At 66.2% G+C, this 15,075-nt stretch carries 11 protein-coding genes; 6 read left to right on the forward strand and 5 right to left on the reverse strand.

Annotated features, from left to right (window positions below; all coding sequences use genetic code 11):
- Positions 1-36: 36 nt before the first annotated feature.
- Positions 37-1,302 (reverse strand): glycerophosphodiester phosphodiesterase family protein, encoded by a 1,266-nt coding sequence (locus ACE3SG_RS15865; protein ID WP_374566521.1) that lies wholly within the window; start codon positions 1,300-1,302, stop codon positions 37-39.
- An 88-nt stretch (positions 1,303-1,390) separates the two neighbouring features.
- Positions 1,391-2,071, reverse strand: a complete 681-nt coding sequence (locus tag ACE3SG_RS15870) for a TetR/AcrR family transcriptional regulator (RefSeq protein WP_374566522.1) — start codon at positions 2,069-2,071, stop codon at positions 1,391-1,393.
- Between the two features lie 71 nt (positions 2,072-2,142).
- Here ACE3SG_RS15870 and ACE3SG_RS15875 point away from each other — a divergent pair, with 71 nt between their 5' ends.
- Both ACE3SG_RS15875 and ACE3SG_RS15880 read left to right on the forward strand, forming a co-directional pair.
- Complete coding sequence (locus ACE3SG_RS15875) at positions 2,143-3,174, forward strand: saccharopine dehydrogenase NADP-binding domain-containing protein (RefSeq protein WP_374566524.1); 1,032 nt, start codon at positions 2,143-2,145, stop codon at positions 3,172-3,174.
- Positions 3,175-3,611: 437 nt separating this feature from the next.
- Positions 3,612-6,161, forward strand: a complete 2,550-nt coding sequence (locus ACE3SG_RS15880; protein WP_374566526.1) for a protein kinase — start codon at positions 3,612-3,614, stop codon at positions 6,159-6,161.
- A gap of 232 nt (positions 6,162-6,393) precedes the next feature.
- Here the strand turns inward: ACE3SG_RS15880 and ggt are convergent, their stop codons facing one another.
- The gene (ggt, locus tag ACE3SG_RS15885; RefSeq protein WP_374566528.1) at positions 6,394-8,118 is read right to left on the reverse strand and encodes a gamma-glutamyltransferase; all 1,725 of its coding nucleotides are present in this window, start codon (positions 8,116-8,118) and stop codon (positions 6,394-6,396) included.
- A gap of 300 nt (positions 8,119-8,418) precedes the next feature.
- Between ggt and ACE3SG_RS15890 the strand changes: the two genes are divergently transcribed.
- Positions 8,419-9,009, forward strand: a complete 591-nt coding sequence (locus ACE3SG_RS15890) for a LysE family translocator (RefSeq protein WP_374566530.1) — start codon at positions 8,419-8,421, stop codon at positions 9,007-9,009.
- Here ACE3SG_RS15890 and ACE3SG_RS15895 read toward each other — a convergent pair.
- Positions 8,993-9,850 (reverse strand): helix-turn-helix domain-containing protein, encoded by an 858-nt coding sequence (locus ACE3SG_RS15895; RefSeq protein ID WP_374566531.1) that lies wholly within the window; start codon positions 9,848-9,850, stop codon positions 8,993-8,995. The two genes, ACE3SG_RS15890 and ACE3SG_RS15895, sit on opposite strands and share 17 nt — an antisense overlap.
- A 758-nt stretch (positions 9,851-10,608) precedes the next feature.
- Here ACE3SG_RS15895 and ACE3SG_RS15900 point away from each other — a divergent pair.
- Positions 10,609-11,565 (forward strand): reverse transcriptase domain-containing protein, encoded by a 957-nt coding sequence (locus tag ACE3SG_RS15900; RefSeq protein WP_374566533.1) that lies wholly within the window; start codon positions 10,609-10,611, stop codon positions 11,563-11,565.
- Between the two features lie 6 nt (positions 11,566-11,571).
- The gene (locus ACE3SG_RS15905) at positions 11,572-12,930 is read left to right on the forward strand and encodes a hypothetical protein (RefSeq protein WP_374566535.1); all 1,359 of its coding nucleotides are present in this window, start codon (positions 11,572-11,574) and stop codon (positions 12,928-12,930) included.
- 231 nt (positions 12,931-13,161) lie between these two features.
- On the opposite strand, the gene ACE3SG_RS15910 is transcribed toward ACE3SG_RS15905, so the two are convergent.
- Entirely contained in the window at positions 13,162-13,785 is a 624-nt protein-coding gene (locus tag ACE3SG_RS15910; protein WP_374566537.1) for a tyrosine-type recombinase/integrase, read from the reverse strand.
- Positions 13,786-14,139: 354 nt separating this feature from the next.
- Between ACE3SG_RS15910 and ACE3SG_RS15915 the strand changes: the two genes are divergently transcribed.
- A complete protein-coding gene (locus ACE3SG_RS15915; protein WP_374566539.1) occupies positions 14,140-14,766 on the forward strand; it encodes a hypothetical protein in 627 nt (208 codons plus the stop codon).
- Positions 14,767-15,075: the final 309 nt, after the last annotated feature.

Consider the following 15,075-nt stretch of genomic DNA (forward strand, 5'->3'; position numbering starts at 1 on the left):
GGCAGCCCGCGCGTGGGCTGCTGCGGCCAAGTGGCTTCAGAGCCCCTTGCAGTTCGCGTAGAACGACACCGTCGCCGGCCAGTCGCTGAAGATGCCGATCACGCCGACGTCCTTCGCCAACACATCGATCACGCGCAGCACATCGCCCTCGCGCGAGATGGCCGCATCGATGGTCTGGTAGTACGAGCCGTTGTTGCCGTCGGCGAGGATGCCGCTGCGCTCCAGCGACCAAGTGATCAAGCCCAGGCCGGCCGCCTTGGCGTCTTTGGCGGCTTGCGACGGCACGATGTTGTTCGAGCCGTCCAGCGCCAGCAAGGCCCAGCTCGGCGGCGCCCAGATGTTGATGCCCTGCGCCTTGTAGGCCTGCAGCTCGGCGGCGGTCGGCAGGTCGGGCACGGTGGCGGCGTCGTCGAGGTAGACGGCCTGTTTGCCGAACGCCGGCTCATGCGCGAGCCAGTAGAGGATGTCGTCTTTCAAGAACGACTGCGCATACACCTTGCCCGGCGCCACGCCCGCGGCCTTGTACTCATCGATCATCTTCTGCGCATAGGCCTGCTGCGTGAAGCCGTCGAACGGCATCGCGACCACCGGCGTCTTCAGCTCCGGCGTCATCTTGACGCCGAACTTCTTGAACAGCTCGATGCTCTCGGCGTGGGTCATCAGCGTGCCGCTGGTCGGGCCCGCGTACAGATCGGTGCGGAAGGTCGGCGTGCCGGCCAGGTACTCGGCCACGGTCCTGGCGCGCGGGTTGAACGCGTCCATCTTGCCGCGCAAGGTCTTGAACTCGGCCAGCGTGATGTCGCTGGTGCGGCACTCGGCCTTCGCCGGGCTCACCAGGTTGCCGGCGTCGTCAAAGGTGGCGGGCTGGAACGGCGTGGTGCACTTGGCCGCCAGCGGCGTCTGCAGGATGTTGGTGGTCGTGTGCAGGTCGTTCTGCGCATGGCGGCAGACGAGCTCCTTGTCCTTCGTGAAGGCGACGTCGCATTCCATGATGCCGGCGCCCATGCGCGCACCGGCCTCGTAGGCCTCGCGGGAGTGCTCGGGAAACTGCAGCGGCGCGCCACGGTGGGCGATCGAGAACGCGCTGACGTGGTACTGCTCGGTCTTCTTCGCGCAGGCGTTGAGCTCGCGCTTCAACTTGCCCTCAGGCATGTCGTTGACGAGGAAGAACGGGCGCGGGCCGAGCTGCACCGACGGCACCTTGTACGCCGTCTCGGTGACGGCCGCGGCCGCGCAGGCCGACAGCGCCGAGGCGGCCAGTGCGGCGGCAACGGCGAAGTGAAGGGCAAGAGATCGGTGCATGGGGCTCCTCGTTGGAACAGCAGATGAGGCTGCGCAGCGTAGGGGCCTCACGTGTCGGGGCGATGACCTGGGCGGCTCGCCGCCACGCTCAGCGGCTGGCGCGTGCGCCGGCGAGCAGCGCCTTCAGCGCCCCGAGCAAGACGCCGGTGGCTTCTTCGGGGCTCAGCAGCGCCGAGCTGACGAAGGCGCCGTTGACCAGCACCGCGAGCTGTGCCGCCAACGCGTCGGGCTTGGCGATGCCCAGTCGCTTGGTGATCGCCAGCAAGCGGCCGCGCAGCGCCTGCATGTGCCGCTGCGACACCTGCCGGGCCGGGTGGTCTTGCTCGGCGAACTCGGCGGCCACGTTGATCTGCGGGCAGCCGCGGTAGTTGGCGCGGGCCAGGCGCTCGCCGATCCAGCGCAGGTGGGCGGCCAGTTCGCCGGCGGGGTCGTCGGCATGCTGCGCGGCCACGCCGTCCCACTGGCCCCAGAACTCGACGTCTTCCCGCTCGAGGAAGGCGACGATCAGGTCGTCCTTGGTCGGGAAGTAGCGGTACAGGCTGGTCTTGGCGACCGCCGCCTCCTGCACCACCAGGTCGACGCCGACAGCGCGCACGCCACGCTCGTAGAACAGGGCCGACGCGGTGTCGAGGATGCGGCCGCGCACGTCGGCGGTGGGCTCGGCCGAGGGGGCGTCGAGCTTGGCCTTGGAAGAACGTTTCGACGCCGCGCCGGCGTGGCCGGGCGAAGAGGCGGTTCGCGACAGGCGGGATGCAGGTGAGCTGGGCATGTTTGACATGATACAGACCTGTCTGTAGTATTTGAAGAACAGACAGGTCTGTATCTCATTGAAAGGTTCCCATGCCCTCGACTTCTCTCGCCACCGCCCCGTTCATCGCTGTCTACGGCGCCACCGGCCACACCGGCCAATTCGTCGTCCATGAAGCGCAGCGTCGCGGGCTTCAGGTGGTGGTGGTCGGGCGCAACGCTGCGCGGCTCGGGCAGCTGTTCCCGTCGGCTGTTGCGCGCGTGGCGGCGCTCGACGACGCGGCCGGCCTCGAGCAGGCCTTTGCCGGCTGCGCGGTGGTCATCAACTGCGCTGGCCCGTTTCTCGACACCGCCGCGCCGGTGGCGCAGGCCGCGTTGCGGGCCGGTTGCCACTACATCGACGTGACCGCCGAGCAGGCGAGCGCGCAAGCCAGCCTGGCCGATTTCGACGCCGCGGCGCGCGCCGCGGGACGGGTCGTGCTGCCGGCGGCCGGGTTCTACGGCGGCTTGGCCGATCTGTTGGCCAGTGCGCTGGCACGCGCCGGCCAGATCGACGAGATCACCGTCGCGGTGGCGCTCGACCGCTGGTGGCCCACCGCCGGCACGCGCAAGACGGGCGAGCGCAACAACGTGCCTCGTGTGGTGGTCAAGGGTGGGCAGTTCGCGCCGCTGCTGCCGTCGGCCGATGTGCCGGACTGGGCTTTTGCGCCGCCGATGGGCCGCCAGCAGATGATCGAGCTGCCGTTCAGCGAGATTGTGATGCTGGCGCACCATCTGCAGGCCGACACGATCCGCTCGCTGATCAACCGCTCGGCGATCGACGACATCCGCGACGCGTCCACCCCCACGCCCACCGCGGTCGACGCCGACGGCCGCTCGGCGCAACGCTTCGAGCTCGTGGTGCAGGTGGCGCAAGCCGGGGCCACCCGGTCGGCCGGCGTGCGGGGGCAAGACATCTACGCCGTCACCGCGCCGATCGTCGTCGAAGCCGCGCTGCGCCTGCTCGCGCCGACGTATCGCCGCAGCGGCGCGCTGGCGCTGGCCGAGGCGGTCGACCCGGTCGACCTGCTGCGCGCACTGCACGGCCAGGCGCTGCAGGTGTTCGGGGACGCGCTGCCGGCTTGAGGCGCGCCGTCTCGCGCCCACGCACCCGCCAGCCGCAAGAACCGCTTGCTCCTCAAGTGGCTTGAGGTTCTACCTTCTGGCCTGGGGACGATCGGTCCCGGCAAAAGGAGTGTTCATGCGACCGTGGAAAGTGATGGTGGGGCTCGGTGCGGCCTGCGTGGCGTGTTGCGCCGTGCCGCTGCTGGGGGTGGCGGGCGGCCGGACTGCACGATCCTGGAAGACCTGGCGCTGCCGGCCACACCACCCGCCCGGCCCAGCGCGGGCTGCTGCGGCTGAGCCCGCGCGCGGCGTGATCGGCGCCGCAGCGCTGGCCCACGTAAAAGCCACCCGATCGGGCGCTACGAAAATTCGTAGCACGGGGTAAATCCAGGCGCCAGAGTCTTGCAGCGGGCCGGGCGGCGTGCGTGAATCGCACGCCACCGAAAGGACGCTGCGACATGAACACCCCGCTGCCGGCCGAGCGCTGGCAACTCATCAAGCGTTTGCTGGCCGATGCGCTGGAGCAGCCGGCCGAGCAGCGCCATGCCTACGTGGCCGAGCGCGCAGGCGACGACGCCGAATTGCTGGCCGAGCTCGGCACCTTGCTGGCGGCCGCCGAGCCCTCGCGCAGCCTGCTGGACGAGGCGCCTGCCGAGCTCGCGCTGGATGCGCTGGACGCGCACCTGGCCCAGCAGTGGCTCGGGCGGCGGCTGGGCGCGTTCAAGCTGGTCTCGCTGATCGCCCAGGGCGGCATGGGCCAGGTCTACCTGGCCGAGCGGGTCGACGGGCAGTACGAGCAGCAGGTGGCGATCAAGTTGATGCGCGAGGGCCTGTCCGACCCGTCGCTGGTCGAGCGCTTTCGGGCCGAGCGGCAGATTTTGGCGAGCCTGGACCACCCGAACCTCGCCAAGGTGCTCGACGGCGGCATCACCGAAGAGGGCGTGCCGTACTTCGTGATGGAGCGCGTGGTCGGCGTGCCGGTCGATGTGCATGCCCAGCAGCGCGGGCTGGACGTGTCGGCGCGGCTGAGGCTGTTTCGCACCGTCTGCGCGGTCGTGCACTACGCGCACCAGAAGGGCGTGGTGCACCGCGACCTGAAGCCGGCCAACATCCTGGTGACCGACGAAGGGGTGGTCAAGCTGGTCGACTTCGGCATCGCCAAGCGGGTGGCGATGCCCGGCGACGGCGACGCCCCCACCGCGACCCAGCAGCGCGTGATGACGCTGGCCTACGCCAGCCCCGAGCAGGTGCTGGGGCAGCCGGTGACGCCGGCCAGCGATGTGTATGCGCTCGGCGTGGTGCTCTACCGCCTGCTGGCGCAGACCAGCCCCTACCCGGGTGACACGACGAGCAGCGACTTCACGCTCAGCCAGGCCATCTGCAACGACGAGCCCGCACCGCCCAGCGCGGCAGTGCGTACCAATCGCGCGTTACGCCAACGCCTGAAGGGTGACCTCGACGCGGTGGTGCTGATGGCCTTGCGCAAGCAGCCCGCGCGCCGCTATGCCAGCGCCGAGCAGCTGTCGGACGACCTGTTTCGCCACCTCGAAGGGCTGCCGGTGCAAGCGCGCCGCGGTGCCTGGAGCTACCGCGCCGGCCGCTTCGTGCTGCGCCACCGCGCGGCCATGGGCGCCGCGCTGGTGGCCAACCTGGCGCTGGTCGCGGGCCTGGGCCTAGCCGCCTACGAGGGCATCGAGGCCAAGCGCCAGAAAGAGCGGGCCCAGGAGCACTTCGCCAGCGTGCGCGCGCTGGCGAACATGCTGGTGTTCGACGTGCACCAGGCGATCGAGCATCTGCCCGGCTCCACGCCGGCGCGGCAGCTGATCGTGAAGAACGCCTTGACCTACCTGGAGCGGCTGGGCGCCGAGGCGCAAGACGATGCCCAGCTGAAGGTCGAGCTGGCCACCGGCTACCGCCAGATCGGCGACATCCAGGGCGGGCCGATGGCCTCGAACCTGGGCGACCCCAAGAGCGCGCGTGCCAGCTACGAGCGCGGCCTGGCCTTGCTCGAGCCCTTGCTGAACACCGAACTGCCGGCCAAGACCGCGGCGGGGGTGTACCTCGAGTTGGGCCGGACCATCCGCGTGCTGGCCGTGCTGCTGGCGTCGCAGGGCGAGCTGGACGCCGGCCGCCAGCGCGCCGAGCAGGGCATTGCCGCCACGCGGCGCCAGCTGAAGGCCGACCCCAACAACCTGGCGGGCCAGCGCCAGCTGGCCACCTTGTTGGGGGCGTTGGCGCAGATCCACCTGTTCGCCGGCCAGGACAAGGACTTCGGCCCCGCCATCGACGAGGCCATCACCTTGCTCGAGCGCCTGCATGCCAACCAGCCCGACGAGGTGTCGACCGGCGCCAACCTGGCCAGCATGTACGGCATTCGCAGCCAGCACCTGGCCCAGGGCGCAACACCAGAGGTCGACGCGCCGGCGATGCTGGCCGACCTGAACCGCAGCGCGGCGGTGCTCAACGATCTGCTGAAGGCGCACCCCGACGACACCATGCTGAAGGCCAACCTGGCCGTGGTCTACGACCACAGCGGCTATGCACTGCTGCTGCTCAAGCGCATGGACGAAGCGATCACCGCCCACCGGCAGGCGGTGGACGTGCTGAAGCCGATGGTCGCGAAAGACCCGGACAACGCGATGCTGCGGATCGACCTGGGCACCTTCAGCGGCGAGCTGGCCGACACCTTGCTCGTGGCCGGCCAATGGCAGGCCGCCGTCGAGGCGGCCCAGCAGGCGCTCGACGCCTTTGCCAAGGTGCCGGATGAGGCGCGCACCAACCTCGTCTCGCTGCGCGACTACGGCCTAGCCTACTACAACATGGCCAGCGCGCTGAAGGCGCGGGCCGAGGCGCCGCGGCAACCGGCCGCGGCGGTGCGGGCCGACAAGGCCGAGGCCTGCCGCTACCTGCGCAAGAGCGACGAGCTGTTCAAGGCCCACGAAGCCAAGTTCGGCACGGGCGGCGCGCCGATACCGAAGCTGGCCGACGAGCTGCGCGACTGTGCGTGAGGGCCGGCAAAGCCCCGCCGCCGCGTGCCATGACGGTTGCTGCGGTAACCGAGCGTGAGGGGCGGTTGACCTGCGGCCCAAAACGAGTAATCTGCGGGCGTCGCAGCAACTACGAAAGGAGGTGATATGTCTTCAATCTCCCGGTCTGGGGCCGATCTCAAGCTCCTGTAGCTGGCTCTGTCACCAGGCCCGCGGGCGCTCCACACCTTGGGTGGGAGCGCCCGCGTCATTTTCAGTAGCCCAGCGCCAAGCCGCTGTTGCGCCGCGGGTCGTTCGCGCCGTAGAAGCGGTTCTTGCCCACCGGCTTGCCGCCCAGTGACGGCGCGCCGACCAGGATGGCCGCAAGGTGATTCGCCGGCTGCGGGTCGCTCAGCTTGTGGCCCATGCCTTCGAGGATCTTGCGCGTGTCGGGGCTGAGCGCGAAGTGCTCGACATTGGTGGCCTCGGGCAGCCACTGCTGGTGAAAGCGCGGCGCATCCACCGCCTCTTGCACGGTCATGCCGTAGTCGATCACGTTGAGCAGCGTGTGCAGCACCGCGGTGATGATGCGGCTGCCACCCGGTGTGCCGACGACCATCACCGGCTTGCCGTCCTTGGTGACGATGGTCGGGCTCATCGACGACAGCGGCCGCTTGCCCGGGGCGATCGCGTTCGCCTCGCCCTGCACCAGGCCGTAGAGGTTGGGCACGCCGATCTTGGCGGTGAAGTCGTCCATCTCGTCGTTGAGCAACACGCCGGTCTTCGCGGCGGTGACCTTGGCACCGAACCAGTCGTTCAGCGTGTAGGTCACCGACACGGCGTTGCCCCATTTGTCGACGATCGAGTAGTGGGTGGTGTTGCTGCCTTCGTGCGGCGCCACGCCGGGCTTGATTTCCTGGCTGACGCCGGCCTTGGCGGGGTCGATCGCCGCGCGCAGCTTGGCGGCGTAGTCTTTCGACAGCAGCCGGTCGAGCGGGTTCTTCACGAAGTCGGGGTCGCCGAGGTACGAGTTGCGGTCCACATAGGCATGGCGCATCGCCTCGATCTGGTAGTGCACCGCCTGTGCCGAGCGGAAGCCCATCTCCTTCAGCGGGTAGCCTTCGAGCACATTGAGGATCTCGCAGATGATCACCCCGCCCGAGCTCGGCGGCGGCGCCGAGACCACGTGGTAGCCACGGTAGTCGCACTCGACGGGCGCCATCTCGCGGGTCTTGTACTGGTCGAGGTCGGCCTGCGTGATGAGGCCCTTGCCGGCCTGGCTCGACGCGACGATTGCGGCGCCCACGCTGCCTTGGTAGAAGCCGCTGCTGCCCTTGTCGCTGATCAGCCTCAGCGTGGCCGCGAGGTCCTTCTGCACCAGCTTTTGGCCGGGCTGGAACGGCTCGCCCTTGTTCAGGAAGATCGCGGCCGTTGACGGGTCTTTCTTGAAATCGTTGGTCGCGGTGGCGAGCAGGTCGATGTCGCCCTGTTCGAGCACGAAGCCGTCGTGAGCGAGCTTGATGGCCGGCGCGAGCAGGGTGGGGCGCTTCATCGTGCCGTACTTTTCTCGCGCCAGCTCCAGGCCCGACACGGTGCCGGGCACGCCGACAGCCAGGTGGCCAATCGTGCTCGCGCCCTTGACGACGTTGCCGTCCTTGTCGAGGTACATGTGGGCGGTGGCGGCCAGCGGCGCCTTCTCGCGGAAGTCGAGAAAGGTCTTGCGGCCGTCGGCGAGCTGGATGGTCATGAAACCACCGCCGCCCAGGTTGCCGGCCGCGGGGTAGACCACGGCCAGCGCGTAGCCCACCGCCACCGCGGCATCGATGGCGTTGCCACCGTCCTTCAGCACGTCGACACCGACGCGCGTGGCCAGGTGCTGGGCGGTCACGACCATGCCGTTCTCGGCCGCGACGGGGGCTTGCGACGCCGCGTGGGCGGCCGCGCAGGCGAGCGCAACGGCGCCCACGAGCAGGTGATTGCGCAGGGAAGCGAATCTCATCGGGGTGTCACCTCATGGTTGGAATTGGAAGTGCGCAGTGTCACAGCCATGAAGCAACCTTATGCCCGATGCGATTTCTCGCGACGTCGTCCACACCTGGCGCGTTCATCGCCCGGCTGCTGACAAGCCTGAACCTCGCATCCCATCGCGCATGGACGCCCATCCTCAGGGTTGGGGACATCAGCGACTGGGCGAGGCTGTCCAGCGGCTCACGGTCGATGGCCTTCGAGAAGAGCAACTTCCTTCAATACAGGCCCCAAGCCTCGACGCTACGGTGCGGCTTTTCGCATCGCAGACGTCATGAACATCGAACTTTCCATGGCCGCATTCGCGCTGGTCGCGTCGGCCACACCGGGGCCGGTCAACCTGGTGGCGCTGAGCAGCGGCGCCCGGCACGGCTGGCGCTCGAGCCTGCCGTATGTGGCCGGTGCCACGGTCGGCTTCACGGCGCTGCTGGTGCTCGTCGGGTTGGGGTTGCAGCAGGCGGCGCGAGCGCTGCCGATGCTGATGCAGGGCATGCGCTGGGCGGGCGTGCTGTTCCTGCTCTACATGGCGTTCAGGTTGCTGCTGGACAGCGGCGAGATCGGCCAGTCGAAGAAGCCGGATCGCCGCCCGTCGATGTGGGCGGGCGCGGCGATGCAGTGGCTGAACCCGAAAGCGTGGCTGGCGTCGGTTTCAGGCATCGCGGTGTACGCCGCAGACGGCGACATGGCCAGGGTGTGGCTGTTCGCCGCGATCTACTTCGCGATCTGCTTTGCGTCGGTGGGCGCTTGGGCAGTGGCCGGAAGCGCCGTGTCGTCCATGCTCACCAATGCGCGAACAATGCGCCGCTTCAACGCGCTGATGGCCGGGCTGTTGGCCATCAGTGCCGTCGTCATGTTGTGGCACTGAGCGGTGGGCTGACAGGCGCCCCGTTCGAAAGGCGGTACTGGCCGGGCGTGGTGGCGACGATGCGCTTGAACATGCGCTGCAGATGGGCCTGGTCGGCGAAGCCGAGCTCCAGCGCAAGCTCGGCGATCGGCCGACCGCGCCGCAATTCGTGGCGGCTGTGGCGAATGCGCTGATCGATCAGGTACTCGTGCGGCGTCATGCCGAAGCGCTTCTTGAACGAACGCACCAGGTGCGATTCGGACAGCCCTGACACCTTGCACAGCTCAGCCAGCGAAACAGGCTGCGCGTAGTTCGCAGCGATGTACTCGGCCACCCGCGCCAGCCCCGGCGGGATGGACCGCGCCGGCAGCGGGCGCCTGGGAAAGCGCTCATGCAGCGCCGTGGCCAGCTCGACGATGGCCTCGTGCCGAGCGAATTCGTCCTCTGTCGAATCCGCGAAGCGATCACAGAGCGTGGCGACGCCGCCATGAAGCGCCGCATCCATCGTCGACGTCACCCCGAACTCATGCAGGCTCCCCGCCGCGTCGACACCGAGCTCGCATTGGAACCGGCACAACCAGGCCGCATCCACATGCACCATGCGATACGACCAGGTGGCCGAATCGACCGGGTTGCAGGCATGTATCGCGCCCGGATTCATCAGGACGACTGCGCCGGCCCCCACCTCGTCTTGCCCGCGCTCGTGCAGATACGTGCTGCGTCCACCGGTGACGATGCCGATCGAGAAGCTGTCGTGCGAATGACGGGCATACCCCACATCGCGCGCGTCACGAACGTCCCGCACCTCGATGTGCGGAAAGCGGGGGTCTCGGTAGAAGCGGTGAGCTGACTTTTCGCTCATGGATGGAGGGGGATCTTACGGGGCTTGGCGGTGGAGGCTGGTGTGAGGGGTGGTTGGGGTGGGTGTGCGGCGGGCGTATGTCTGCGATGCAGCGGGAGGAGCCGCTCGCAGCCGTCGGGCGTGGTCACGGCAAGCGCCATCAAGCTGACGCCCACTTCGGCAGCCCGTGGTGGCCCGAGCGTCAGCTATGCGAGGTCAAGCTGACGCTAACGTCGCGACCGTGAAGGCCGCTCCGCGAAAGGCCGCTCCCGCCCGCCGCGACGCGCTCAAGTCGACCCGTTGCGATCCCTCAGCCCGCGGGAGCGGGAGGCCGGTACGCAGCGGTAGCAGTCTCTTGTAGCCACGCATTCTGCGACGGCTCAGGGGCAACCTGGGGGCATTGAGCCATGGGCAGCCGGTAGCGCTATTGCGTTCAGCTGGATGAATCCGTCAGCGAGGAGCTTGGCTGTTGAACGAACTGGCCGAGATGGACGCCGAGCCACACGGGTTCAGCGACCGTGGCCGGGTCATCATGTATACGACGGGAGGGCTACGCTATAGCTACCTTGGGAGGGGCGCAATCGTGACTGAGGAGCAGGTGGGGCCACTCCGAACCAGTCTACGCCTTGTGTGAGCGCCACGAGGGACGCATCACACAAGTAGATCAGACGGCCTAGAGGCTGGCTTGTGATGACCGGAGATGCTCCTAGTCAGCCAGCATGGCAACATGGTAGCGCAGCCCGCCCTCTCGGTCCACCGCGCAGGAACCCAAGCCCACTGTGAAGAAGCCCCTGCAAGCTCTGTTCGAGGCCATGTTTCATGGCAAGAGGACCTTCGCCGACTTCATGCGCAAGGTGTCGGTGGACGACCTCGACCGCAAGGAGGTGAAAAAGGGCTTGAAGCAGCTGGTGCTCGTCAGCCCGAGCGAGCGCCTTCGAGCGCACCACAACTTCCTGAAGCTCTTTCTCGTGGACTTCTTGCCCGTCCATGAGGCCGTCTTCTCATACAGGAAGGGCGTGAACGCCCGTGCAGCCGTCGAGAAACACACAGCAGGCCGCCATTTCTTTGTCACCGACGTCGAGTCGTTTTTCCCTAGCATCACACGTGGGCTGGTGCGCGAGACAATCGTTGCTGCTACCGAACGCCTTCCGATTGCAGACCTTCAGGAGCACCTCGAGCACATGCTCGACCTGATGTGCGTGGATGGCTCTTTGCCGGTGGGATTCTCCACCTCACCAGGCCTGAGCAATGCCGCGCTCTACGCCTTCGACGGGGCTTTCCAGGACCGGTGCGTAGGCCTAGGTGTCACCTTCACCCGATACGCCGACGACATCATCCTCTCTGCGGCCGAACGCTCTCAGGTTGAGGCGAGTGCGTGCCTCCTGGAGGAACTTTTGGGGAGCATGTTCAACAACACTCTTCAGCTCCACCGCGGCAAGTCCAAGTTCTTGAAGGCAGGCGGCAAGATCAAGCTCCTGGGCATGGTCTTGCTTCCCAACGGGAGCGTCTCCGTCGATTCGGCGGTGAAGGACGAGATTGAGACCATGCTGCACCTCTACCTTCGCAATCGTGAGCGTTTCAACGCGCTACTGGAAGCAGGGCCTGACAAGGTTGAAGCTCGGCTAGCTGGCCTTCTGAACTACGTCAACACGGTCGACCAGGCCTATCTGGACAAGCTTCGGCGCAAGTACGGTGCGGCAGTGGTCGACCTGTTTCTGCACCGGTCGTTCGGCTGAGGCCCGATGCTGTTCAAGGTCGAGATCAACGATGTGCGACCCGTCAGGGCGCTTGAGTTGTGCCTGGACCTCGATAGAAATGCGCCGCTGTGTATCGTTGGCCGCAATGGAGCGGGAAAGACCACCTTGGCAAAGGCGGTGATGAACTTTGTCCTTGCCGACACGTTCAGCAGAACGACGTCTTCAGGGGCGTTGCGTGCCAGCAGCACGGTGCGCTACAGGGTTGACGAGAGCACCTTTGACTTCGCCTACGACCCAGCCGCTCGGACGCTCAGCACTCGGCAGCCGGTGCCCCGAGCACTGCAGAGGCTCGTCACTGTCGAGCTCCCTATCCCGCATGGCTTGAGGTTCAGCTACTTCCGCACGCTGGCGGATGCTGACGACGAGATTAGGGTAGGCATCATTCTGGAGCAGGACTCGCGGCCCGCTGGGATGATCGAATTCCTCACCAACATCTACGGCGAAGCGCGATTTGAAGACCTACGCGAGGTCAAGTTTTCGCGCGGTGCGTGCTGCTTCTACAGAACTGACGATGGTCGCTACGTTCGGGAGGACTACTTCAGCTCGGGCGAGTTCTTCCTGGTCAACCTCTACCGTCGCCTGCAGTCCGGGATTCGCCTCATCTTCGTGGATGAGATCGACATTTCTCTGGACGCAGCCGCGCAGGCCAGGCTGGTCGCACGGTTGCGCGCCCTGTGCACGCAGTTTTCTGTGAACGTCGTTTTCACCAGCCACTCACTTGCCCTCATGCAGACCTTGGGCGACGGCGAACTGCTCTACCTTGAGTCCAGTGGCGACAGGTCCATTCTCGAGCCGCGCTCGTTCAGCTACGTCAAGAGCCTGATGTTTGGCTTCCAGGGCTGGGACCGCTACGTCCTCGTAGAAGACGAGGCAGCGAAAGCGGTGGTTGAGCGTCTCATCAGTAGTTACTGCGCCCCAACCTACTTCAGCCACTTCATCATCGAGGTCGGAGGTGCCGGCCAAGTCGTTAGCCTGCTGCAACGCAACCGCACCCACGGGTTCTTGGGGCCAGCAGCTGCTGTGATTGCAATCCTCGATGGGGACCAAGTGGCGACAGGGCACGCCGCAGTTCCTGACACGCACTGCATGCCGTTGTGGTCGTTGGAGACCGCGTTCGCGACTATCTACGATGACGCGGGCTTCACGCCGAAGCTGGCCGACTCAATGTATGCCGCTTTGCAGCCCGGACCTGGCCGCCCCAAGGCGCTCTACAAGGCCTTTCGGCGCAGCTATCCCGGACAAGACGTCATCGGCATCGTTTGCGCGTCACACGCTGTGGGCCTTCAAGAATTCGCAGAGCGGGTCCTTAAGCCGTTCCTCTCCGCGAGCGCCCCCACTACTTAGCGTTCACGACGGTTCCGCTTTCCCATCGGCCGTAACGGGTGGCTGGACTTTCCGCCACCGCGCTCGAATGGCCGGTCTAGGCAAACAGGTCGGACAACCGCTTCTGGCCGCGACTGTGAATCGAGGGCGCGACAGGAAGCCGCCGCCTGTAGACGCGGTGTCCAGGTCTCCTCCCCTCGAAGGCCGTCCGGCGGCCTGCGCGTTCACCGACGGCCGGGCGGCCACTCGGGATCAGATTTCCGTTTGCTCCGAGGTCTCCAGGGCGTCATCCACCTCGATGCCGAGGTGACGCACAGTGCACTCAAGCTTGGAGTGGCCCAGCAGCAACTGCACGGCGCGCAGGTTCTTGGTCCGCCGATAGATCAGCGTCGCCTTGGTTCGCCGCATCGAGTGCGTGCCGTACTCTGCCGCGTCAAGACCGAGCTCCTTGACCCAGCCTTCGAGAATCCGGGCGTACTGACGGGTCCCGAGGTGCGGCGAGTCGTGAATGCCGCTGCGGAACAGGGAGTCGTCGGACTTCAGCCCCGCTGCCTTGATCCACTTCTGCACAGCCTCGCGGGCAGCAGGCGTGATCTCGAACTGAACGGGGCGCTGGGTCTTGTGCTGCATCACGACGGCGCGTGCGGCTACCTGGTCGCCGTGGCAGACATCGCGCACCTTGAGGGCAACGAGACCGCATCCGCGAAGCTTGCTGTCGATGCCGAGATTGAAAAGCGCCAGCTCGCGCACTTGGTTCTCCATCTGTAGACGAACCCGGAGTGCCCAGATGTCCCTGAGCTTGAACGGCGCCTTCTGCTCGACGATCTTGCCCTTGTTCCACGGCTCGCGTTGGATGGTGTTGGCTGCGGTTCCCATGATGGTCTCCCATCGAGTTGAGGGACCGCCAAGATGCGCCTCGACGATTCAGGCGGCCCCAGAAGCTCAACCGATCACAGGCGAGGAGTGACGACGCGCTGGCTGGCGGCTTCCTGGCTCGCCTCAAAACTCACATCGGGCATTCAATGACTTGGCGGAAGGCTCCTCCGCAAAAGCCTGTGCGCCGCTCACGCTTCCGCTGCGGGCCGTCCGGTACCCGCCGGCAGTCCACCTGCATGGAAACATCTGGCCTGGCCGGAGCCGACGCTGAGAGAATCGAGGACGGGGAGCTACGCGGCCACGCCGGAAGCCTCCACCGTCGCGTAGGACTAGCCGCCGTAGAGAGGGGGCTTGATGTCGAAGACCAATTCGAAGATCGATCGCGGAGACATTGCCATTTGGATCGCCGTCGTGCTGACCGTGGTCTGGATTTTGGGCATCGTAGTGTTCCTCCATTTCAACTGGAGCAAGGCCAGCGCCATGCCACCAAATGAATGGGGCGACTTTTTGGCAGGGTTCTTTGCCCCACTTGCATTCATCTGGTTGGCCCTTGGCTATTTCTTGCAGCGTCGGCAATTGACGGCGACTCTCAAAGCCTTCGAGGACGAAAAGACCGCTGTTGATTTCGACCGACGATGGCGAGAAGAATCGGCAAGCCCGAGGCTGAGTTTGGAACCATCGGGGGGATCAATTGGCCCCGAAAGATGTAGTCGCGGGTTTCGGGTCACGAACTATGGCGGTCATGCAATCAAGCTGACATTGAAGATCGACGGAGATGTAGATTCGCTAAGGCGATGGGACGCCTGCGGCCAAGGCGAGACTGTTGACTTCAACTGGGAGACGCAGGTCACTCCTCGGACAGTCGACGCAGTCATTTCAATGGTCGATGTTCTCGGTCGCAGGCACCGCTGCAGGTTCGTCTTGATCGTCGAAGAAGGCGGTTCGATTCGTCACGCTGATGTGAGGAACGAGCCTGCTTGAGGAGGGCGAACCACCGCCCCCGTGCTCCTCGAAAGGAAGCCACGCGGGCGGCGCTGTAGTCATCAACCTTGGTGATGCGGAACGACGTGACGGTGGCATTCTCGCCTGCGCCGAACCAACTTCAGCAGGATCACCCCCATGACCCCCACGTGTTGGTGTCCTCCAAGCACAGCTAGGCTGGCAAGATGGCTTTCCGCTGTACTCCTCTGTGCTGCCTGCATGGCACCAGCCGGTGCCCAGGTGGTCGATTACGTATGCAAGCCAACTCCGTACTTCAATGTGGGCGGCTCGTTCTTTCGCATCGACTAC

Origin of the sequence: Ideonella sp. (assembly GCF_041914305.1) — a bacterium.
Lineage (GTDB): Bacteria > Pseudomonadota > Gammaproteobacteria > Burkholderiales > Burkholderiaceae_C > Ideonella.

What these genes read in the sequence shown, in the direction of transcription:
- ACE3SG_RS15865 (WP_374566521.1), bottom strand. Translation starts at nt 1,302, where the DNA reads ATGCACCGATCTCTTGCCCTTCACTTCGCCGTTGCCGCCGCACTGGCC.
- ACE3SG_RS15870 (WP_374566522.1), bottom strand. Translation starts at nt 2,071, where the DNA reads ATGCCCAGCTCACCTGCATCCCGCCTGTCGCGAACCGCCTCTTCGCCC.
- ACE3SG_RS15875 (WP_374566524.1), top strand. Translation starts at nt 2,143, where the DNA reads ATGCCCTCGACTTCTCTCGCCACCGCCCCGTTCATCGCTGTCTACGGC.
- ACE3SG_RS15880 (WP_374566526.1), top strand. Translation starts at nt 3,612, where the DNA reads ATGAACACCCCGCTGCCGGCCGAGCGCTGGCAACTCATCAAGCGTTTG.
- ggt (WP_374566528.1), bottom strand. Translation starts at nt 8,118, where the DNA reads ATGAGATTCGCTTCCCTGCGCAATCACCTGCTCGTGGGCGCCGTTGCG.
- ACE3SG_RS15890 (WP_374566530.1), top strand. Translation starts at nt 8,419, where the DNA reads ATGAACATCGAACTTTCCATGGCCGCATTCGCGCTGGTCGCGTCGGCC.
- ACE3SG_RS15895 (WP_374566531.1), bottom strand. Translation starts at nt 9,850, where the DNA reads ATGAGCGAAAAGTCAGCTCACCGCTTCTACCGAGACCCCCGCTTTCCG.
- ACE3SG_RS15905 (WP_374566535.1), top strand. Translation starts at nt 11,572, where the DNA reads ATGCTGTTCAAGGTCGAGATCAACGATGTGCGACCCGTCAGGGCGCTT.
- ACE3SG_RS15910 (WP_374566537.1), bottom strand. Translation starts at nt 13,785, where the DNA reads ATGGGAACCGCAGCCAACACCATCCAACGCGAGCCGTGGAACAAGGGC.
- ACE3SG_RS15915 (WP_374566539.1), top strand. Translation starts at nt 14,140, where the DNA reads ATGTCGAAGACCAATTCGAAGATCGATCGCGGAGACATTGCCATTTGG.